Source organism: Pusillimonas sp. (assembly GCF_044464525.1).
Classification (GTDB): domain Bacteria; phylum Pseudomonadota; class Gammaproteobacteria; order Burkholderiales; family Burkholderiaceae_B; genus Pusillimonas.
The window spans coordinates 73,950-94,683 of record NZ_JBIQLE010000015.1 but is presented as its reverse complement, the minus strand read 5'-3'; the positions used below and the strand labels follow the sequence as shown (position 1 = coordinate 94,683).

General features: G+C 53.2%; 20 protein-coding genes and 1 pseudogene. 17 read left to right on the top strand and 4 right to left on the bottom strand.

Translation table 11 applies throughout. The features are described from left to right. A pseudogene (locus ACIY1O_RS10335) lies at positions 1-728 on the bottom strand (heavy metal translocating P-type ATPase); the annotation flags it as partial. 377 nt (positions 729-1,105) lie between these two features. On the opposite strand from ACIY1O_RS10335, the gene ACIY1O_RS10330 reads away from it, so the two are divergent. The 16 genes from ACIY1O_RS10330 to ACIY1O_RS10255 all read left to right on the top strand — a co-directional run bounded on the left by ACIY1O_RS10330 (position 1,106) and on the right by ACIY1O_RS10255 (position 15,591). Further along, complete coding sequence (locus ACIY1O_RS10330; RefSeq protein WP_397475004.1) at positions 1,106-1,906, top strand: class I SAM-dependent methyltransferase; 801 nt, start codon at positions 1,106-1,108, stop codon at positions 1,904-1,906. Positions 1,907-2,536: 630 nt separating this feature from the next. Next, complete coding sequence (ccmA, locus tag ACIY1O_RS10325; protein ID WP_397475003.1) at positions 2,537-3,151, top strand: cytochrome c biogenesis heme-transporting ATPase CcmA; 615 nt, start codon at positions 2,537-2,539, stop codon at positions 3,149-3,151. Beyond that, a complete protein-coding gene (ccmB, locus tag ACIY1O_RS10320) occupies positions 3,148-3,831 on the top strand; it encodes a heme exporter protein CcmB (protein WP_397475002.1) in 684 nt (227 codons plus the stop codon). The genes ccmA and ccmB overlap by 4 nt, the downstream gene beginning before the upstream one ends. Positions 3,832-3,842: 11 nt before the next feature. Then, on the top strand, positions 3,843-4,580 hold the full coding sequence (gene ccmC, locus ACIY1O_RS10315; protein WP_397475001.1) for a heme ABC transporter permease CcmC: 738 nt from the start codon (positions 3,843-3,845) through the stop codon (positions 4,578-4,580). Then, positions 4,475-4,759, top strand: coding sequence for a heme exporter protein CcmD (gene ccmD, locus ACIY1O_RS10310; protein ID WP_397475000.1), 285 nt, complete (start codon positions 4,475-4,477; stop codon positions 4,757-4,759). The genes ccmC and ccmD overlap by 106 nt, the downstream gene beginning before the upstream one ends. Beyond that, a complete protein-coding gene (gene ccmE, locus ACIY1O_RS10305) occupies positions 4,756-5,202 on the top strand; it encodes a cytochrome c maturation protein CcmE (protein ID WP_118995033.1) in 447 nt (148 codons plus the stop codon). The genes ccmD and ccmE overlap by 4 nt, the downstream gene beginning before the upstream one ends. A 5-nt stretch (positions 5,203-5,207) precedes the next feature. Continuing rightward, positions 5,208-7,169, top strand: coding sequence for a heme lyase CcmF/NrfE family subunit (locus ACIY1O_RS10300; RefSeq protein ID WP_118995032.1), 1,962 nt, complete (start codon positions 5,208-5,210; stop codon positions 7,167-7,169). Further along, positions 7,166-7,690, top strand: coding sequence for a DsbE family thiol:disulfide interchange protein (locus ACIY1O_RS10295; protein WP_397474999.1), 525 nt, complete (start codon positions 7,166-7,168; stop codon positions 7,688-7,690). The genes ACIY1O_RS10300 and ACIY1O_RS10295 overlap by 4 nt, the downstream gene beginning before the upstream one ends. Further along, a complete protein-coding gene (locus tag ACIY1O_RS10290) occupies positions 7,687-8,142 on the top strand; it encodes a cytochrome c-type biogenesis protein (RefSeq protein ID WP_397474998.1) in 456 nt (151 codons plus the stop codon). Before ACIY1O_RS10295 ends, ACIY1O_RS10290 begins: the two co-directional genes overlap by 4 nt. Beyond that, a complete protein-coding gene (gene ccmI / locus ACIY1O_RS10285; RefSeq protein WP_397474997.1) occupies positions 8,139-8,996 on the top strand; it encodes a c-type cytochrome biogenesis protein CcmI in 858 nt (285 codons plus the stop codon). Before ACIY1O_RS10290 ends, ccmI begins: the two co-directional genes overlap by 4 nt. Positions 8,997-9,015: 19 nt before the next feature. Continuing rightward, positions 9,016-9,633, top strand: coding sequence for a TlpA family protein disulfide reductase (locus ACIY1O_RS10280; protein WP_397474996.1), 618 nt, complete (start codon positions 9,016-9,018; stop codon positions 9,631-9,633). 42 nt (positions 9,634-9,675) lie between these two features. Beyond that, positions 9,676-10,422 (top strand): cytochrome c biogenesis CcdA family protein, encoded by a 747-nt coding sequence (locus tag ACIY1O_RS10275; RefSeq protein ID WP_397474995.1) that lies wholly within the window; start codon positions 9,676-9,678, stop codon positions 10,420-10,422. Between the two features lie 318 nt (positions 10,423-10,740). Further along, a complete protein-coding gene (locus ACIY1O_RS10270; RefSeq protein ID WP_397475005.1) occupies positions 10,741-11,076 on the top strand; it encodes a four-helix bundle copper-binding protein in 336 nt (111 codons plus the stop codon). A gap of 1,168 nt (positions 11,077-12,244) precedes the next feature. Next, on the top strand, positions 12,245-13,234 hold the full coding sequence (locus tag ACIY1O_RS10265; protein ID WP_397474994.1) for a glycosyltransferase family 2 protein: 990 nt from the start codon (positions 12,245-12,247) through the stop codon (positions 13,232-13,234). A gap of 333 nt (positions 13,235-13,567) precedes the next feature. Next, positions 13,568-14,263, top strand: a complete 696-nt coding sequence (locus ACIY1O_RS10260) for a heavy metal response regulator transcription factor (RefSeq protein ID WP_397474993.1) — start codon at positions 13,568-13,570, stop codon at positions 14,261-14,263. Beyond that, entirely contained in the window at positions 14,257-15,591 is a 1,335-nt protein-coding gene (locus ACIY1O_RS10255) for a heavy metal sensor histidine kinase (protein ID WP_397474992.1), read from the top strand. The genes ACIY1O_RS10260 and ACIY1O_RS10255 overlap by 7 nt, the downstream gene beginning before the upstream one ends. A gap of 143 nt (positions 15,592-15,734) precedes the next feature. Here the strand turns inward: ACIY1O_RS10255 and ACIY1O_RS10250 are convergent, their stop codons facing one another. After that, a complete protein-coding gene (locus ACIY1O_RS10250; protein ID WP_397474991.1) occupies positions 15,735-16,058 on the bottom strand; it encodes a DUF4148 domain-containing protein in 324 nt (107 codons plus the stop codon). Positions 16,059-16,569: 511 nt separating this feature from the next. Continuing rightward, complete coding sequence (locus tag ACIY1O_RS10245) at positions 16,570-17,673, bottom strand: porin (protein ID WP_397474990.1); 1,104 nt, start codon at positions 17,671-17,673, stop codon at positions 16,570-16,572. Between the two features lie 1,088 nt (positions 17,674-18,761). Between ACIY1O_RS10245 and ACIY1O_RS10240 the strand changes: the two genes are divergently transcribed. After that, positions 18,762-19,913, top strand: coding sequence for a glycosyltransferase family 4 protein (locus ACIY1O_RS10240; protein ID WP_397474989.1), 1,152 nt, complete (start codon positions 18,762-18,764; stop codon positions 19,911-19,913). A gap of 380 nt (positions 19,914-20,293) precedes the next feature. Here ACIY1O_RS10240 and ACIY1O_RS10235 read toward each other — a convergent pair whose 3' ends face one another. Further along, positions 20,294-20,710 carry a DUF411 domain-containing protein gene (locus ACIY1O_RS10235; protein WP_397474988.1) on the bottom strand — a complete coding sequence of 139 codons (417 nt, stop codon included), beginning with the start codon at positions 20,708-20,710 and terminating at the stop codon, positions 20,294-20,296. Positions 20,711-20,734 lie beyond the last annotated feature (24 nt).

Genomic DNA, 20,734 nt, shown 5'->3' with positions numbered 1-20,734 from the left:
AGCTTGAGATTATCGATCGCTTCGCGCAGGGTGTAGAACGCACCGAAGAAATAGGACAGGATGTAGCCCGTCATGGGCAGCCAGTCAGGAGTGCTCGCAATGAGCTTCTCGATGGCCACACCAATACCAAGAAGCACGCCGCAGGTCAGTGCGAAGATTAGCTCGGTGTTGGCGCCGAACACGCCTCGATGTTCATGCTTATGGATACGATCATCTTTCTGGCCAGGTTCGTGACGATGATCGGTTTCTCCGTGCGCGGCATGTTGTGGCATAACCGAGTCCTGACGTGGCTGAACGCCGAGATCGGAAAGTGCTTGGGCAATAGATTGCTCATTGCCGATTCGGCGGTCATAGTCCACGTGCACCTGTCCTGTCGCACTGGCTTCGGCATCAAGCACGCCTGGCAGCCTTAGCAGTATGTCCGTCACTGTTCTGGCGCGGCGCGCATGGTTGATGCCCTCAGTCTGCCACAGTATATGCCCGAAGCGATCAGTGATCTGCGCCCCTGCGGCGTTGACAATTTCGCGGACGCGAGACAGTGGGAGCACTTCAGGATTGTGATGAATGCAAAGTTGTGCCGGCGTATCGTCTTGAGCAGCCTCTACATGTACTGTGTCGATACCTTGACGGCCTCGTAAATCGTCAATCAGGCGCTGAACGATGACATCCTGCGCGTCGGCGATTTGGGGCAGAATCAGCGGAATATCTAGACGTAATTTATTGGCCATGTCTATGATGGGAAGTATGAAACGCCATTTGGTTTCCTTGATGTATTGTGAAGGCCCAAATTTTGACTATGTTATCCGGTGCTGCGTCAAATAAAACACTGATTCTAGCGGGCGCCTAGTCTACAGGTATGGGAGGACTAGATGGAGAGAGTTAACGGCATAACCGCGTTTAGCTCATCTTAACAGTCCTGCATTAGTTGATGGCGTTCGGAGATAAGGCTCGACGCTCGTTGATCAGACCACGTGAAATTTTCAAGGAATTGCTGCCAGGTCTTTACCTGTGAATCGGCTATTCTGACAATTCAATTACGCCCTGATTACATTTTCGTCATCTCTGTATAAACGAACCTGCCTTCTGGTAACTTTTATAAAGCGGGTTGGAGTTTAGAGCGGCAGAAGTATATGAGCGTTACCTTAGCCGTGCTATTGCAGATCCTTGGACGCGCGTGCTGCTTGAATTGGCGTCACCTCAACCCGGCGAGCGGGTTTTGGATCTTGCCTGCGGTACAGGCAGTGTCGCGAGACAGGTCGCTCCAATGGTTGGGGTAAGTGGTCAGGTCGTTGCTCTGGATATCAATGCGGAAATGCTGGAGGTGGGTCGTGCACAACCGGCACCGGCCGGCGCTTCGATACTCTGGCAGGAGGGTAATGCAATTCGCCTTGAGCTTCCCGCTGACGCGTTTGATCTTGTGTTGTGTCAACAGAGACTTCAGTTCTTTGCCGACCGAGAGCTTTCAGCTCGCGAAATGCGGCGCGTGCTGCGTAGTGGCGGTAGCGCGGTCATCAGTGTATGGCAGTCCCTGAGCCAACATCCCGTGTATGAGGCGTTGTTTACAGCAACTGCACGTCTTCTTGAGGTGCCCATCACTGCAGTCGATGTTGCCTTTTCATTATCAAGCCCCGATGAGCTATACACATTGCTGCATGAAGCAGGCTTTCAATCTATCGATATTACCCCGCGGTCGCTGTCTATTCGTCTGCCCGAGCCAGAAAGGTTTGTGCAGCTCTCGATAGAAGGCGCAGCCACGTCAGTGCCGGCGTTTGCATCTATGAATAGCGCAGAGCGCTTTGTTCTTGTCGACGAGGTAAGGGCGAAGACGCATGACATCGTGGAACGCTTTCGGGATGGGGATTTTCTCGCATTTTCTATGAAGACAAATATCGCGATCGCAGAATAACCAACCCTCAACTTTTCATAGGCTCATTTCTAAGGCGCGCCTTTCATTTGCTACACTCTTACACGCGATGAAAAAATTTCTCCTTATTTTTATGCTGGTTATGCTGCCGCTCCAGGCCTCTTGGGGCGTCGTGAGCATGTATTGCCAGCCGGAAAGCGAGATTTGTATCGAGCCTTGTTATAGCGAAGTCCAAGAGCCGCGTGTCTACTTAATAGACGGGTCCCAGCAAGATGCTTCCTCTTCAGGATTTCTGAGCCAATATGAGCATTCGTGCCAAGGGTCAGCGGCGCCGTTCATTCCATCTGCACATCAAACCATTCCTTCCTTATCGGCTAGCTCGGTCGTTCAGTTTCCTGAGGCCATTCTTAGCTTGTCGACCTACTCCGAGCGGCCAGAGCGGCCCCAGTGGCTTTTCGTTGCCTAAGCTGGCACGCCGCTGACTCGACTTTCTTCCTGCTCCACACCTACGTCTACAGCGTCGTCGCGTTCAATTGACTTTGATCGCGTGCCCAGCCATTTGCGACGGTAGCGCTAAGCTCCGCATGTAACGGACGATCCGTTGCATATCGGCGCCTGGCCAGAATACCGATGTCACTTGGTGATTAACGTTATTGCAAGCAAAGGTCGACGGTGCTTGAAGCCATCAATCTGGACTGTGTGCGCGGTGAGCGCCGCCTATTTCATAACCTGAACTTTCACATTGACGCAGGTGAGTGCCTATTGGTGCGCGGCCAGAACGGCAGCGGCAAAACCAGTCTTTTGCGCATGCTGGTGGGGCTAACGCCTGCGGCTGCCGGCGCCGTTCATTGGCAGGGCAGTCCAATAAAGAAGCTGGGCGATGAGTACCGTCGCAAGCTACTGTATTGCGGCCACTCGTTGGGCCTGAAGGACGATCTAAGTGCTACCGAGAACTTGACCTTCAGCATGGCGTTGTCTGATGAGTCGGTTACTGCGGATGCTGTGTTCGACGCCTTAGGTCAAGCTGGGTTGCAAGGCAGGGAGCACCAATCGGTGCGAGCCTTGTCACAGGGTCAGAAGCGCCGTGTCAACCTAGCTAGGCTACTACTGCAAAAGCGTGCCTTGTGGGTGCTCGATGAACCCCTGATAGCGTTGGATGCTCAAGCCAGCCAATGGGTAGTACGGGTAATCGACCAGCATCTGAGTGGGGGCGGGATCGTTGTTTTGACGACGCATCAGGATTTGACGTTGGCAGGTACTGCGCACGTTATACGAGTGGGCGTATGAACGACATCATTGGCCTATCCGTACTTCGCGGGGTAATACGTCGAGATTTAAGGCTCGCCATGCGGCGCAAGTCCGATGTGCTGGCACCGCTTTTTTTCTTTGTGATCGTAGTCAGCCTGTTTCCGCTGGGCATTGGCGCTGAGCGCGACACGTTGCGGCAGATCGCCCCAGGGATTCTTTGGGTGGCGGCACTGCTTGCGACCATGTTGTCGCTTGATCGATTGTTCGAACAAGATTATGTCGACGGCACCCTGGAGCAAATGGCGCTTTCACCTGCTCCGTTGGCAATGTTGGTGCTCGGCAAAGTGACGGCGTATTGGTTGTTGACGGGCTTTCCCTTGACGGTGCTGGCTCCGCTCCTGGCACTGCAATTCGATCTGCCAATTTCTTCGTTAGTGATACTGGCTGCGTCGTTGGCCATCGGCACGCCTGTACTCAGCTTTATTGGCGCGATCGGAGCGAGTTTGACCTTGGGCCTGCGAGGCGGCAGTGTCCTCGTCGCTTTGCTTGTGCTTCCGCTTTATGTGCCCGTGCTGATCTTTGGCGCGGGTTCCGTAGACGCCGCCGCTGCAGGTCTGGGGGCTACGGCGAATCTGTCGCTGTTAGGGGCCGTGCTGGTTTTAACTGGCTTTTTCGCACCGTTAGCCACCACCGTGGCACTACGGATTGCGTTGGAATAATGAGCAAGTGAATGATTAATTGGTTTAAGTACTCATCACCCAAAATGTTTTACCCGCTTGCCGGGAAGCTGATTCCCTGGTTTGGAGCCGCCGCCGCGATTCTCGCGACCATAGGGATGTACGTGGGTTTTTTCATGGCTCCCACCGATGCCCAGCAAGGTGAGGGCTATCGCATCATCTTTGTTCATGTGCCGGTCTCCTGGATGTCGATGTTCATTTATTTGGTCATGGCTTTCTGGGCTGCGATAGGGCTGGCATTTAACAATCGTTTAGCCGCCATGATGGCTTCGGCGTTGGCCCCCACCGGCGCCATGTTCACGTTTCTCTCACTCTGGACAGGCGCCTTGTGGGGCAAGCCCATGTGGGGAACCTGGTGGGTCTGGGATGCACGCCTGACCTCCGAGCTGATTCTTCTTTTTTTGTACATCGGTTTTATGGCGCTTCAGTCGGCAATTGATGAGCCCCGGCGCGCGGATAAGGCCGGTGCTGTTCTTGCCCTTGTGGGCGTGGTCAATATTCCCATTATTTATTTTTCAGTGCAATGGTGGAACACCTTGCATCAGGGTGCATCAGTTTCGCTGACTCGAGCGCCCTCAATGGCCATGATCATGCTTGCCGGCATGCTGATTATGGCCCTGGCGTCATGGATGTATACAGTTGCGATCGTGCTGATGCGCGTGCGCTGCATCATTTTGGAGCGCGAACAGCATGCTGGGTGGTTAGACGAATTGAAGGAGGTAAAGCGATGAATTGGACGAATCCGGCTGAATTTTTTGCCATGGGCGGCTATGGACAGTACGTATGGGGCTCATTCGGTGTTGCTATTGCGGTTCTGTGCGCCGAATGGCTTGTGCTGCGTCAGCGCCGACTAGCGGCTTTATCGCAAGTAAGGCGACAGTTAATCCTGAGAAAGGAGCAGTCTCGATGAAAAATCGCCATAAGCGCCTCGCGCTCATTGCTGGCGGCGTGGCCGTGTTCGGCATCGCCGCAGCGTTGGTGCTCAATGCTTTTCAGAGCAACCTTGTATTTTTCTTCACGCCTACGCAGGTGAGTGCCGGTGAAGCTCCTCAGGCACGGACGTTTCGCGTCGGAGGCATGGTGCAAGCCGGCAGTGTGCAACGCCAAGGTGATGGGCTCACGGTTAAATTCGTGGTGACCGATACCGCAAAAATGATACCGGTCAGTTATACGGGGATATTGCCCGACCTGTTTAGCGAAGGCAAAGGGGTGGTGGCCCAAGGCAAGCTCGGCGCCGATGGGTTGTTCCGGGCGGAAGAGGTGCTTGCCAAACACGATGAGAACTATATGCCCGCTGAAGCGCAGCATGCGTTGGATGAGGCCGCCAAGAACACCATTGCTACGAGGCCATAACGCTCATGATTGCTGAACTCGGTCATTTCTCACTGATTCTCACGCTATTCGTGGCGCTAGCCCAGGGCTGTTTGGCCCTCGCGGGCGCGGCGCGCGGCAATGCTGTCTGGATCGCCTTTGCTCGACCGGCCGCGCGAGCACAGTTCCTTTTAATTATTGTTAGCTTCGCGACGCTGGTTTGGTCTTTTATCGTCAAGGACTTTTCGGTGGCTTACGTCGCCCAGAACTCCAACTCGCAATTACCCTTGCTTTACCGTATCGCCGCCGTCTGGGGCGGCCACGAAGGATCGCTCTTGTTGTGGCTGCTGATGCAAACAGGCTGGGGGTACGCTGTAAGTGTGTTCTCAAAGCAACTGCCCGATGCCATGGTGGCACGTGTATTGGGGGTGCTGGGCCTGGTCACCGCTGGATTCTTGCTCTTTGTGCTGTTTACCTCTAACCCGTTCGAGCGCCTGGTGCCGGCGCCGATAGAAGGTATGGATTTGAATCCGCTACTGCAAGATATTGGGCTGATATTTCATCCGCCACTGCTGTACATGGGGTATGTCGGATTTTCAGTGGCGTTCGCGTTTGCCATTGCCGCATTGCTGGCGGGGCAACTCGACTCGACGTGGGCCCGTTGGTCCCGGCCCTGGGCGACGGCGGCGTGGCTGTTCCTGACCTTGGGCATTGCCCTGGGAAGTTGGTGGGCCTATTACGAGCTGGGTTGGGGCGGCTGGTGGTTCTGGGATCCTGTAGAAAACGCCTCTTTTATTCCGTGGCTGGTGGGCACCGCATTAATTCACTCCCTGGCGGTAACTGAAAAGCGCGCCAGTTTTAAGAATTGGACAGTACTGCTTGCTATCAGCACGTTCTCGCTTTCATTGCTGGGGGCTTTCCTCGTACGGTCAGGCGTGTTGACGTCAGTACACACGTTCGCCACCGATCCGCGTCGCGGCGTGTTTATTTTGATGTTGTTCGTCGTGGTGGTGGGCTCGTCATTGCTCCTATTTGCGCTGCGTGCGCCCAAGGTAGGCATGGGCGGACGTTTTGAGCTGATATCGCGAGAGTCTCTGTTGCTAGTGAATAACGTATTGTTGGCCGTTGCAGCCGGCGCCGTCATTCTCGGAACGTTGTATCCGCTTTTTATCGATGCGCTCGGGTTAGGCAAACTATCCGTAGGACCGCCATACTTCAATGCCGTTTTCATACCGCTGATGGTGCCGGCGCTGCTTCTTATGGCTGTAGGTCCGGTGGCTAACTGGAAGTCGGCCAAGATTAGTGCTCTGACCAAACATCTACACCTTCCGGCCGTAGTGGCTCTCGTGGTCGGTGTCGGCGCCCCGTTCGCACTAGGACGCTGGTCAGTGCTGGTGGCTTTAGGTTTGGCGCTGGCCACATGGATTGCGACCGCCGTGGTCAAGGGCATCGTTGACCGCATGCGTGCTACGCGTACTGGGCTGCGCGCCCAACCGCGCAGTTGGCTAGGCATGCATCTGGCCCATTTAGGCATTGCGGTGTTCGTGGCCGGAGTGACGCTCGTCATGGGCTATGAGACTGAGCAGGACGTGCGCATGGCGCCTGGCAGCACGGTAAGCGCAGGCGGCTATGACCTGAAGTTTTTAGGCGTAAATAAAGTACAGGGACCTAATTACATGGCTGAAGTCGGTGATATTGAACTATCACGCGATGGACGAATTTTGCGTCTGCTTCATCCCGAAAAACGCAGCTACTTCTCCTCTGAAATGCCGATGACTGAAGCGGCCATTGACGCCAACGGATTGCGTCACGTCTATGTCGCCCTAGGTGAACCGCTTGCCGACGGGGCCTGGAGCGTACGGGTTTACTACAAACCATTCGTTGACTGGATCTGGATTGGGTGCATCTTGATGGCACTGGGGGGGCTGCTGGCCATTAGCGATCGCCGTTATCGACTTAAGCGTCGTGCACAAAAAGCTGCCTTGGTTGCAGAAGGAGCCACATCATGAGTCGTTTTGTATGGCCGTTGGCCGTTTTTCTCGTGCTGGTGGGCTTCCTGGCGTTTGGTTTGACACTCAAACCCAGCGAAGTTCCTTCGCCTTTAATTGACAAGCCAGCACCGAGTTTCACCTTGCCGCAGCTGGCATCACCAGAAGAAACGTTTTCACCAGAAGCCATGAAAGGAAAAGTGTGGCTGCTGAATGTATGGGCCTCCTGGTGCTATGCCTGCCTCGAAGAGCATCCCGTGATTACAGCGTTGGCTAAAACACATGGGGTACCGATTGTCGGTCTTAACTACAAGGATATACGCGGGGAAGCCATTTCGTGGTTGGAACGCCATGGCAATGGATATGTGTTGTCCGTATCCGATACGCAAGGGCGCGTGGGCATCGACTACGGCGTTTATGGCGTGCCCGAAACGTTTGTTATCGATAAGGAAGGCTTCATTCGACACAAACACATCGGTGCAGTAACCGATAGCGCGGTACGGGACACGATACTGCCGCTGATACGGGGGCTTGAGCAATGAAACGTTGGTGGCTGACATTATTGTGCGCGGTCATCGCGTTGCCGTCGTGGGCCGATACCGGCGCGGCAAAGAAGCGCATGTTGGATATTGCTGGCGAGCTGCGCTGCCTGGTGTGCCAGAACGAGTCTATTGCGGCCTCGCGCGCCGAGCTGGCTGTGGATTTGCGTCAGCAGATACGCGAACAGATTGAGGCGGGCAAAAGCGATGCCGAGATCAGAGCTTATATGGTTGATCGTTATGGTGATTTCATTCTCTATCGCACGCCATTAAAAGCCACCACGCTATTGCTATGGTTTGGCCCCATGTTGCTGCTGGTCTTTGGGCTCCTCGTTCTAGCGATGACACTGCGCCGCCGAAAAAGCCTCGTGGCTCACGAGCTGTTAAGCGACGATGAGCGCGAGAGGGCGCAGGCGCTGCTAGCGCGAACCACGGACAACGGAACAGAACCATGAATTTAATTTTTATCGTAATTGCTGCATTACTTGCTTCTGGTGTCACCTTGTGGCTCGTGCTTGCTCTGTGGCGCCGACCCAAGCTCAATAACAGTATGGAGCATCACACCGTCAATGCGACCGTGCTGCGCGACCAATTGGCTGAGCTGGAGCAAGATCATGCTAACGGCATATTATCTTCGAACGATTACGCTTCAGCCCAGCAAGAGCTTCAACGACGTGTTCTCGATGAGGCAACACCTGATCAAAATACTTCGCTACGTCGCCACAGCAGCAAGCAAGCCGCCATAGCGCTGGCCATCGTTTTGCCAGTGGCAGCAACGTTTACTTATCTGGCAATAGGAAACCCCGCAGCCATCACGCCACCACCGGCGCGAACTGCTCCGGCCATGACACCAGCCGATGTGCAGGCCATGGTGGATTCGCTCGCGGCGAGACTGGCGCTCAATCCTGATGACCCTGCTGGCTGGCTCATGCTGGCGCGTTCTTATCGCTACTTTGAAAAGTATGAAGATGCTGCTGCGGCCTTTGCCAAAGCGGTTACGGTCATCCAATCGGATCCTTTAGCGCTGTCGGAGTATGCCGAAGCACTTGCTAGAAGTACTCAAACTGGTTTTGCAGGGGAACCCACGCAACTGTTGGAGCGCGCGCTGTCGGTCAACCCCCGCGAGCCATTCGCCCTGACTTTAGCGGGGGCTGCAGCGCTTGAACGTCAGGACTTTCCCGCAGCGATCGACTATTGGCAACAGCTATTCGAACTGCTTCCACCCGATTCGGACGCCGCACGAGCCGTTGCAAACAGCATAGAGCGGGCTCGTCGAGAGCAAGCCGAACTGGTAGCCCCTAAGAATTGAGGGAGGCTGAAAACTCATAATGAAGAGTACTTCTAAGATAGCCGCTTGGGTGGCAGTGGCGTTAATCAGCGTGATCGCCATTGCGACCGCTTTGTTTTTGTTCCAACGTAATAATGCCGCGAAGAACCCGCTAAAGGGAGTTATTAATGTCGGGGTGGATATCGGGGGGCAGCGCTTTATGCGCTGGCATACGCCACGCGAACTTCCTTTGATGTCTTTCCAGGACGCGACAGGCAGAACCTTGACTCTGAGCGACTTTCACGGCCGCGTCATCTTGCTCAATATATGGGCGACCTGGTGTCCTCCATGTCGCGAGGAGATGCCGTCACTAGACCGGTTAAATGCCAAGCGTGGCGGGCCAGATTTTGAGGTCGTTGCGCTATCGATTGATCGCGAACCTGATTTGATCGATTCTTTTTATCAAGATTTCGGCATTCAAACCTTGAAGTATTACGTTGATCCGACGACAAGAGCATCAGACACGCTGCGTGCCCCGGGCGTGCCAACAACGCTGATAATTGATCGAGAAGGACGAGAAATCGGCCGGGCGATGGGACCTGCTGCCTGGGATGGTCCGCGTGTCGAAGCCCTGATTGATGACGTGTTGCTGCGCCCTTCTATTGGGGATTCAAAATAATGAGAATAAGAACAGAACAAACTATCTGCATGGAACGCCGCGATGCTTGAATTAACTGTCATTGGACTACTAACCGCATTTGTCGCCGGTATAGCGTCTTTCCTATCGCCCTGTGTTTTACCGCTCGTGCCAGGTTACCTCTCCTATATTGCTGGCGATTCGGTTCAGTCCGATGCCTCTCATATCGAAGCACGTGTGGCTCGCTGGCGCGCCTTGGGCCTAAGTGCATGTTTCGTTGCCGGCTTCTCCATGGTGTTCCTGATTTTAGGGGCCAGCATCACCGCCATCGGGCGCTTGTTTTTATCGTATCGTTACGAACTGAATATTGCCGCGGGTGGCGTCATTGTCATCGCGGGCTTGATGATTATGGGCGTTATACGTGCTCCGCTATGGATGCAGCGTTACTACCGCTTTGAACCGCAGGGCGGCGGCGGTAAGCCCTGGTCGGCAACTGTGCTTGGCATGGCTTTTGGCTTCGGTTGGACGCCGTGTATTGGCCCCGTGCTTGGCGGTATTCTCATACTCGGCGCCACCTCTGAGAGTCTTGGACAGGGCATATTGCTTTTGGGAATCTATGCACTGGGGCTCGGTGTGCCTTTCCTTCTTTGCGCGTACTTCATGACGCCGTTTATGCGGCGACTGGGTTCGTTGCGCCGAACAGGCCGTTATCTTCAGATAATCACCGGAGCGATTCTGGTGCTGATGGGGATTGCGGTGGCCAGTGGACAGTTGGTGCGCTTTGCGATTTGGTTATTGAGAACATTTCCAGCGCTTGGGGCGATTGGGTAATGGGTGGTCTTCTGTGGTTTGCCTCTTGATGGCCCGCCACGAGCGCGCTTCACAAGGGTACTGGACGATTTGGCACCCGCAATAGACATGCGCCAACCAGAGTGATTCGTGTTATTGAGCTGCACTGCCGTGAAGCCAACATAACGTGAGGATTAAAACTTTGTAATGCGAGACGCCCATAGGACGAAGATCACATGAAGATAACGCGATTTTGGAGCTAAGCATTGCGCATAAGGCATCCCAGTTGCTGATGTAGACAAGTGGCCTCGTATCGCGGAGCCACTTGATAATCACATCGTAAGTACTTTGGAGATCAATATGCCTCATGAAAAATTTCAATCATGTATCGACGCTTGTTATGCCTGCGCGGCAGAGTGCGACCACTGCGCGGTGGCATGCTTGGAGGAACAAGATGTTAAAAGCATGGCCCGTTGCATAAAGCTGGACATGGACTGCGCGCAAGTTTGCCGATTGGCGGCCAGTTATATGGCCAGGGGCGGTGAGTTCGCCCAAGCGCTTTGTCGCTTGTGCGCCGATGTATGCCAAGCGTGCGCAGATGAATGCGCCAAGCATCAAATGGATCACTGCCAACGCTGTGCCGAGGCTTGCCGCAAGTGTGCAGAAGAGTGTAGGCGGATGGCACAAATGGCCTGAACGGGCCCGTACTGCAGAACCGCTGCTCTATAACATGGGCAAACGAACGGTCAAGGCCAGCGTGTATCACTGCACCTGGCCTGCTACGCTAAGCATTACGTGATAGCCTGGCGAATTGCCGGCTGTAAGCCACTGCGTCACAAACGTCTCCTATGCGAACGACATGCTGGGGCAACTAATTAGCTGCGACTGCATCAAGCGCGAACTCTTTGATGGCCGCAGTGATAGCGCCTACGCGTCCACAGCTCATATCGTTCACTACAAACCGATCAGCTCTTTCCTTCTCTGGTCACACTTCACAACCGAATATCTACAGGAAACATTTCTGTAGCGGCGCGGGCGAGGAAACTGAAAAGCGGTAACTCGTCCCGATCGTTGTAAATAGAATACCCGTCCAGCCTGATTGGTCTAGCGATTAATATAATAGAACCAAGGACGTATACTTTTAGTAACAAAACTCTAATCGCTGAAGGCCCCCTCCCAACGTGACAAGGATGTAATCCCGCAGCAATCTCTTTGGCGGAAAAGTGGTCTTCGAGACAAGCCTTCGTACGAGTCCTTTCGCCTAGGACACCGCGTGGTGCTCAAAGTTGTTTTTTCGGCTTTGGCATGGTTCTGGCATTCACCCACTCGCATGCTACCCATAATTCCGATCCAGTCGGGGAATGATTATGGGTAAGAGCACTCGTTAGCCACTAATCATACTTTTGGCCTTTCTTTGGTCTATGTATGTGATGGCCACGGCCCTCACATACGCGCTCGTAGGTGTGGCCGCGGGGTTGGTAGGCAAAACGCTCTGGCACACCTGCAAAACCCGCCGGCTCGGCGCTCCGCGAACCAAAGGGAATTTGCCAATGGGCACACAAGGCGGCCGTCCAGAACAGATTACAAAAAAGTAATCCAGTTATCGCGAATATGACAGGTGTATCTAATTAAAGTTGAGAAATAGCATCCGCTTGTTTCAGGCGATTCAGTAGCCTTGGAAACTCAATAACGAATCATGCAGGATCTCTCGCTTGGCCGACGCATTCAACTACGTTAGCTTTTCCTGATGCACTCAAGCGGCGAAGCTATGCTGTCCAGCCACCGATGGCCAGTTGGCTCGCTTCCTATTCCAACGCCGCCATTGCGGTATTGAATGTCATTCGTTACATAAGGATTGTGTTTCATGAGCGCGTTGGTCGAGATAGTGCAATCCGGTCTAGATAAGAATGACATGCCGAAATTGTCGGTAGTGATTCCGCTGTACAACGAGCAAGAGGTCGTCACGCTTATGTACGAGCGGCTAACCGTAGTACTCACCGGACTGCAAGTTGCTTATGAACTGGTCTTAGTGGATGATGGTAGTCGCGACGACACACCCGCTATGATGAGGCGGCTCGCCGAAGATGATGCGGCTGTCACCGCTGTACTTCTAAGCAGAAACTTTGGAAAGGAAGCGGCTCTGACAGCGGGTTTAGCGCATGCGGTCGGCGCTGCAGTCGTCATCATGGATGCCGATTTGCAGGATCCTCCAGAACTAATCCCCAAAATGGTGCAAGCCTGGAAACAGGGTGCGGATGTCGTTTGCATGCGTCGCAGCTCCAGAGCAGGCGAGACTTGGTTCAAGCGCTACAGCGCACATCACTTCTACCGAATGCTCAATGCTGTCAGCGATGTGGAAATCCCACCCGATACCGGCGATTTTCGCTTGTTGAGTCGTAAGGCTATCCATGCTCTTCAACAGCTGAACGAGCGAAACCGCTACATGAAAGGTTTGTTCGCCTGGATTGGCTTGCCTACAACAGTTATTGAGTATGATCGGATGCCGCGTGTGGCGGGTACTACTAAGTGGAACTACGTCAGGCTGTTTAGTCTTGCCTTTCAAGGCATAACTTCTTTCTCCACGGCTCCGCTGCGCCTGGTCATTGCTGGAGGCTTGTTAACCGCATTCCTGGGCATCGTTTTCGCCCTGTGGATCGTCGCAAAGGCGCTTTTTTTCGGCGAACCGGTACAAGGATACCCGTCTCTCATTTCCATGATTACATTTCTTGGCGGTGCCCAACTGCTGTCAATTGGTCTGCTTGGCGAGTATATCGGCAAAACCTATTACGAAACCAAGCAGCGGCCCGTGTATCTGGTACATGATGTCGTGAAACGAGGAATAACAGCGGATTAAATGACTCCGTACTTCGTGCGTTCATGTACATAGAATAGACGTCATATAGATCTGGCCGAAACGTTTAAACGCAACCTGCCCTCAGTATGCCAAAAAAGTAAAAAGCGGCGTTCATCGATTGTCATTGGCTACTCACCTGCCACGCGACTATGCTGCCGAGATTACGAATTTGTAATGTTTGAGTTTGTCTGATGACAGACTAAATGACGTAACGTACTCAATTGCGAGACTACCGTACATTATGGGTGAGCTACTAGTTACGACAGCGGATGCGGTGTCGCCTCACGCGCTAACGTGTGTTTGGTCATATCTCATAGAGGAATCACACCAGCGATGAAAGTTCTTGTGGTAGAAGACGAAAGAAAGCTGGCGAACTACCTGCGTCGAGCGCTTACAGAACATGGCTATGTGGTTGATGTCGCGGGCGATGGCAGGGAAGGTCTATATTTGGCACGGGAAACTCCATACGATCTTATTCTTCTTGATGTAATGTTACCGGGCATGGACGGATTTCAACTGCTACGCCAACTGCGCAAACAAAGTCGTGTGCCAGTGCTCATGCTTAGTGCAAGGGACCGAGTTGAAGACCGGGTACGAGGGCTGGAGGATGGCGCTGACGACTACCTTCCCAAGCCATTTTCGCTGACCGAGCTAATGGCGCGGATCTTCGCGTTGGTTCGTAGAAACGAACCTGCCCACTTGGCTGACTCCCACACGAATATCGTTCGCGTAGCCGATCTAGAGCTGGATCTTCTACGTCGACGGGTCTTTCGAAACGAGCAACCGATCAACGTGACAGTAAAGGAGTTCGCTTTGCTTCATTTGCTCATGCGTAAGCGTGGCCAAGTCTTATCTCGGCAGACTTTAGCGGAACAAGTATGGGATATCAATTTCAACAATAACGCCAATGTAGTTGAGGCGGCCGTGCGGCGGTTACGCACAAAGGTGGATGGCCCGTTTGAGAGCAAACTCATACACACCGTGCACGGCATGGGCTATGTAATCGAGGTTCGGGATGCTGAGTGTTGAGCTTCGCACACTCGATTCGAGGCCGACTTTCGCGCTGGCTCGCGATACAGACTTTGCTAAGTGTAGGGCTGATATGTACTGCGGTTTATCTTGCGATTAGTTCTAATTTCGCGACCCGTCAGACTGAGCTGTTGACGGAGAAGCAGAGCGCAATTCAACATTTGGTTTCGGAAAGCGCATTTGAAGACGGCTCGGAATGGCTGCAACATCAGTTGTTGGATTTCTTCCGCGGCCACCCAGAGCTCTCGCTAGCGCTGCACAGTAGCGGTGCAACCGAGACGTTTGGCACCAGACCGCCAAATGCCGAGGCAACTATCGTTCGGCGGCGTACATTTACGCTATCGGAGTATGGGCTATCGACTGGACCGATCCAAGCGGAATTAATCATGGATATCACTTCCGACGCCCGTTTTCTCAGCCGCTTAGCACTGGCTCTATTCATCTGCGCGATCCTAGGCGCAGTACTCGCCTCATTAGGTGCAGCGTGGTTGGTTCGTAGAGCACTTTTGCCCATCGATACATTGAGTAGACAGGTGGAAAAGCTGTCCCCGGAGCGGCTTGACGAGCGGCTTGAGGCGCACGACCCTGTGGCAGAAATCCGTCCGCTAATTGCCCAATTCAACGCATTACTTGAGCGTATAGAAAGTGCCTATGCTCAGATCGAGGCATTTAACGCCAATCTGGCCCATGAGTTAAGGACGCCGTTAGCAACGCTAATTGGCGAAACCGAACTGGCATTAAATTCCAAACGATATGAGCATTCGCTTAACGAAATGCTCATTTCTAATCTGGAAGACCTACACAGAATGGAAAGAGTCATCAACGACATATTGCTCCTCGCACGGGCCGATGGCGCCACGAGAATTCAGACGGAACACACCCATAGTATCGCCATCACCATTCGAGAAGTTATGGATTATCACGAAGCTCAGGCCGAAGAAGGTAACGTGAAGCTACTGCTGGTGGGGGACGCCTCAGCAATGATTAGCCGGACACTATTTCAACGCGCCGTGTCGAATTTGCTCTCAAACGCAATCCGGCATGCCGACGCCTTCAGTGATGTGCTCATTGTGGTGGAAGCTGCAGATGAACAGGTACGGATCGCAGTTTGTAATCTTGGCATTCCTGTCGCACAAGAGCACCTGGTAAGGTGCTTTGAGCGGTTCGTCAGGTTACCGGCAGAGCAGGTATCCAGCGAACAAGGCAATCTTGGACTGGGGCTAGCAATTGTTGCGGCGATAGCTCGAATGCACGGCGGTAAAACGTTTTGTAGATCGGTCGACCGATTGGTTACTATGGGCTTCACGGTACCTAGTTCACTACATTAGCTTCGGCAGTCGAGTTCAGATACTAATCGCGCCGCAGGTGGGGATGGCTGCCTAGGAGCTGGATAAATGACACCGCGCACAAGCGTAGCCGTGCGCGGTGCATTCTCCTATCCCTTTATGAAGACAAGCGTCGCCAAATCGAGCTATCGATTCGATTGCCGTTGGACCTCTGCACTATATTCTGGGCCATTACGCATACGAACATAATCGGCGTAGGCAGCTCGGTATTCTCGGCTATAAGTGATTGAAGGCTCGTAATCCACCCGGAATTCATCGAGCCCCGCTTTCTTCCACAATGCTAGATCCGCAAGCACCTCAGCCCGCGTCTTGGGTTCTCCGAAAACACTCGCAATGTTCGAAGATGCTGCCGAGTTTGCATTAGCGGAGGTGTTTGGCTGAGCGCTGACTGCCATCGTCGTTGTCGCCAACAGCACTGCTGCGAAAAGGTTCTTTTTCAAGTTTGTCATACGTTTACTCCTAGAATTGACGTATTCATGCGGTTGCGAAATTGCGCGCGATGAAAGTTAAGCCGCTTGAATGAATTGTAGGAAGTCAGCCTGGTCAGTTTCCGAACATGAGCATTACTTCTTTGTTACCCAACTCAATGTGTAGTGAGCTATACCAAACAGTTTTACCAGCTGTAGACCTTTGGTCATGCTCGATTTTCGGGTAAGTTGAACGTTTACGGACGCTGCAGCAGGTCTCGCCTTAAAAAATTTAGAAGGTTCCTGACTACCCTCGGCGCCTTGTCTCAAGGATGTACAACATTGGAATAGCCGTGAGACCGTCTCTAGGAAAGCGGCTGGGAGCTTTGTCAAACCCGTCGGGCAGCCCGAACTCCCTTTCGATCATGCCTGGTTTCTTCTGCGTCATGTCGCCGTCTCAGAAAATGCCACACGACACGGCCCTAAACCAAGTAAGCACAATCGCCCACCAGCGTGCATGAAGGTTCTGCATCGCTGGTGAACACATGCCAACTTAGAAGCGGTGGCGTAGACCGACGCCAATCGACTGAGTCTTGTTACCCGAAACGAAGGCAACATTTTTTCCGTAGGCGCCTTGCGCATAAAGATTCGTGCGCGCGGAGAGCTTATAGGTGTAGGCCAGACCAACAATGTGCTGCGCTTTGAGGTCGCGACCGGCGTAGGCTGCACCGCTTTTTCGCGGGTCGACCATACCCCAACCGGCGAGCAGCTTGCCGTTCGTACCGACAGGGGCGCTTAGGCCTACGCCGTAAGAGTACGCACGGAAGCCATCGTTATACGGGCGGATACTGTTGAAATCTAGTTGCGAATTGCGCAGTTGAGAGGGGGTGCCGAACCAGCCGTCATCAGTGATGCCGAAGCCCAGATGCACTTCGGCCACCCTGAAGTCATAACTGCCTGCAAGGTTCCAGGATTTGGCGCTGATGCCTGTCGCGGTCTTGGCGTCTTTTATCTGATCGTACGTCAGAACCGTCGCCAATGGTCCGTTCGAGTAGCGTAGCCCTACGGTAACGGCGCGGACGTTCGGCTCGTTCTGGTCCCTCTGCTTGAACTCTTGCGCACCGTCCGTATTAAACGAATACCCGAAGCCAGCCTGGAAGCCGGAAATGCTGGGGCTGAGATACTGAACCTGGTTATCGTAACGGACCTCAGCTACGCTGAACGTGCCGGCTGTACGAGCTTGATTGAAGTTGTTGCCGAATGGCGTGGCGACATCCGCCAACCAGCGATAGGCTACGTTGCCTTGGCGTCCCAGGGTGAATGTGCCCCAAGCGTTGGATTTCAGCCCCACTACCGCTTGACGGCCATACAGACGACCGCCTTGGGCTTGGGTGCCGTCCATTAAGCTGTACCCGCTTTCCAGTGTAAAAATAGCTTTCAAGCCATCGCCCAGATCTTCGCTGCCTCGCAGTCCCCAGCGGTTGCTAGATTGAGCACCATCCCAGCTTCCCGCTTTGGATGCACTCACTGAGTCGCTTCTAAATTTTGTGTAGCCTACACCGCCGTCTAAAAGGCCATATAGCGTTATGGATGTATTGGCCTGCGCCGCTCCAGCAAACCCGGTGAGCAAGGCGGTAATTAGCAAACTCTTCTTCATGAAAACTCCAAAAATAGCCTTGATCAGTTGTAAGACCTTTTGTGGGTCAGCTGATCAAACTCCCGAATGGAAGTCGCCGGCATTACAGCAGTGTTTATTGAACACGCAGTGAATTTAAGGCTTCCTGACGCAGATGTAATCCCGCAATCATCTTCCGGTAATTGAAGTCGGCAAGGAACAACCTTCCATGAAATTCAGTGAATGGGATCATCTGGAATACGTTGGCGTCAGGAGTTGAGTTGACGGTTGATAGCAACTTCAAGCGTAGATTCCGGTAGTCAATTAATGGTGGGAGTCTCGGGTCAACAAAGTCCCTTGGAGTAGATTCGCGGCGCTTCTTTTCCCGTGGCTCGATCATTTTGATTGTTCCGCTATGTCGTTCACGTGGCGGAGTAATTAGCCACGGTTCGAAGTCGAAGACGAAGGCAGACCCGGGCAGCATGGCGATGTTCTTATTCGTTTTGCGGCTCTATTCGTTTAATTGGCGCGGAGACATTGTGCTTCGCCTGAGGTTTTCACTCGTTAACAGCCTTGAGTGTTATTCGATCAACTAGACGATTCTACGTGGCCAAATGCAACGAATCGGACCTTGGTCAGGCGAGAGGAGGCAATGCTACGGGCAGTCTGCTGTCTGCAAAGCGGCCTATCTGGATGTGGATTGGCGCTGCTAATGTGCATTGCGAAAATGTAATCCTGGCGTTTGAAGTTTGTCGCGGCCATGCACGTACTATTCGTACCTTGCGAACGCGAAGCAAGTCATACCTTATAGCCGTAGCTTCGCTAAGTACACAGGATTCCCCCCCCCCCAGAGCGCCGGAGTGACGCTTCGCATAAGCCGTCATAGCTCGGTCAAGACTTAGGTTGTTTTTCTGGCGTTGATAAACAGCGCGTTGGTAGTTTCACGTGAGTGCGCGAAGGCGTCGAAGTGGAAGGACAGCTGCAAAGGGAAGGCCAGCAGATTACCGAAAGCTGGGGCCACATGCATTCCAGCTCTAGCAGACCTTTCACGACGTGCCGAGTGATATCTAGCGACAGATAGCGACCGTTTCGAATATGAAAAAGATAACTTGCTGTACCGCTGCGCAGTTATGAAGATTCTCTACACCAACTTTCATCGAGGCGACGGCGGAGGACATACTACTTACATTCTCTCGCTTGCGCGTGAACTTAGTGGTATGCACGAGATCGTCATTGCAGCGCCTAGAGGGAGCCGTCTTTTCGAATCAGCGGGGGCTCTGCCAGGCGTTCGTACTATGTCGCACGAGTTTAAAGGAGGATTGCTTAAAACAATTTTGAGCGCTCGACGTCTAAGGACGTTTCTCCGATTGGAGCAATTTGACATTATTCATGTTAACGGCGCGACAGATCATCGTGCCTGTATGTTCGCATTGATGGGGTCTGGCGCATGGCGCCCAGTCCTTGTGTATACCCAACATAGTGACCGCCTTTCCCGAAGCGTTGGCGCACTAGCACGTGCGAAGCTGGCAACAGACCATGTCATTTCCGTATGCGACCATACGCGTAGAAAATTGATCGACTCATACTTCGGCGGGTGCCGTCAGCACGTAATCCGAAATGGTGTCGATTTAGTCAAGTTTGTTGCGCCATCGCGAGAGGAACGATTGACGGCAAAGCGTTATTGGATTCCGACTCACCTGGCGGGACGGATAGTCGTAGGCAGCAATGCGGGAACCGCGCAGTACAAAAATTGGCTGGATATGGTCGAAGCGGTCTCCCTTCTTCCTGCCGTGCTACGCAGCCAAATAGTCATCTTGATTGCCGGCGTACTTCCATCAGATGCTCAGCGCGCCAGAGTCGAGGCCCTACGCATGCGTAACAGTATCGTTTTTACAGGGCTTTTGGATGATGTTTGTTCGTTCTTGGCAGCGTTGGACGTCGGGTTCGTGGTGTCATCGGAAATAGAGACCATTTCGTTTGCATGCCGAGAAATGATGGCTATGGGTGTACCTGTAATCGTCAGTGATGCGGGCGGTTTGCCCGAGAACGTCGACGACGGACATAATGGCTGGATTGTGCCAGTCGGAGATCCACAAGCGATAGCTTCGGTTCTTACGAAAGCATTGGAAAATCCTACAGATCTAGCGCTTATGGGCCAGCGCGCACGTGAGAAGGCAGTTCAGGAGTTTTCGGTTGATGCGTTCGTCTCGTCTACACAGGATGTGTACCTGCGAGGCAGAGTTTCGCCTAAGAAGGGTGCTTGGATTGTGCGCTCTGGCTGAACTTCGATAGCGGTAAAACCGTGTGCATGGCGCATATACGTTATGGGGCAGTTACCCGCACGATTGAGCTGACGATGGATTGAACCGCCCCGGGGCGGTTCAGAGGGCTTGTCAACGCTTATGTTTATCTGACTGTCCGCGCTAGTTTGGAATCGATGCTCGAGACCATGTATTTCGCCAATTTGATTCAACGTGGGTCGGATGAGCATACCCAAGACGAGTAGCACAATCAGACCGACGCGAAATAATTGCGTTGTTGACATGGATCAGGGCAAATTTTAGGGACCGCAGCCGCTACTGCGTGTTTAGGTGTAGAAGTAAGAAATAAGCAAGCCGAAGTCGGCAAAAGTATACCGTCGGTTAGTCTACTATTATATCGTCTAGTCCCTGGAAAACGGTTTTCCGTTGAAATCCACAGTGATGAGATTACCGTCTAGGGACCCCATGCCGGGCGCATTCATGGGCATGCCTGGCGCAGCTACACCCTTGACTGAGGCGTCTGCCAAGAGCTTGTTAACCGCACTGGCAGGAACATGGCCTTCGATGATCTGCCCAGTACTATCGACCACGCCAGTATGACAAGAGCCAAGCTTCGCAGGCACACCAAGCTTATTTTTGATCGACGTCATGTTTGTGGTTTTGATGGCCTTAACATCAAAACCAGACTCGCGCATATGGTCAACCCACCCGGAGCAGCATCCACAGTTCGGATCCTGATACACCGTAATAGCGGTACCAGCCGCATGGGCCAAAGAAGAGGCGGCCATGAGAGTAGCCGCGCCCACCAACATCTTCATAATCTACTCCTGACAAGGACGGAT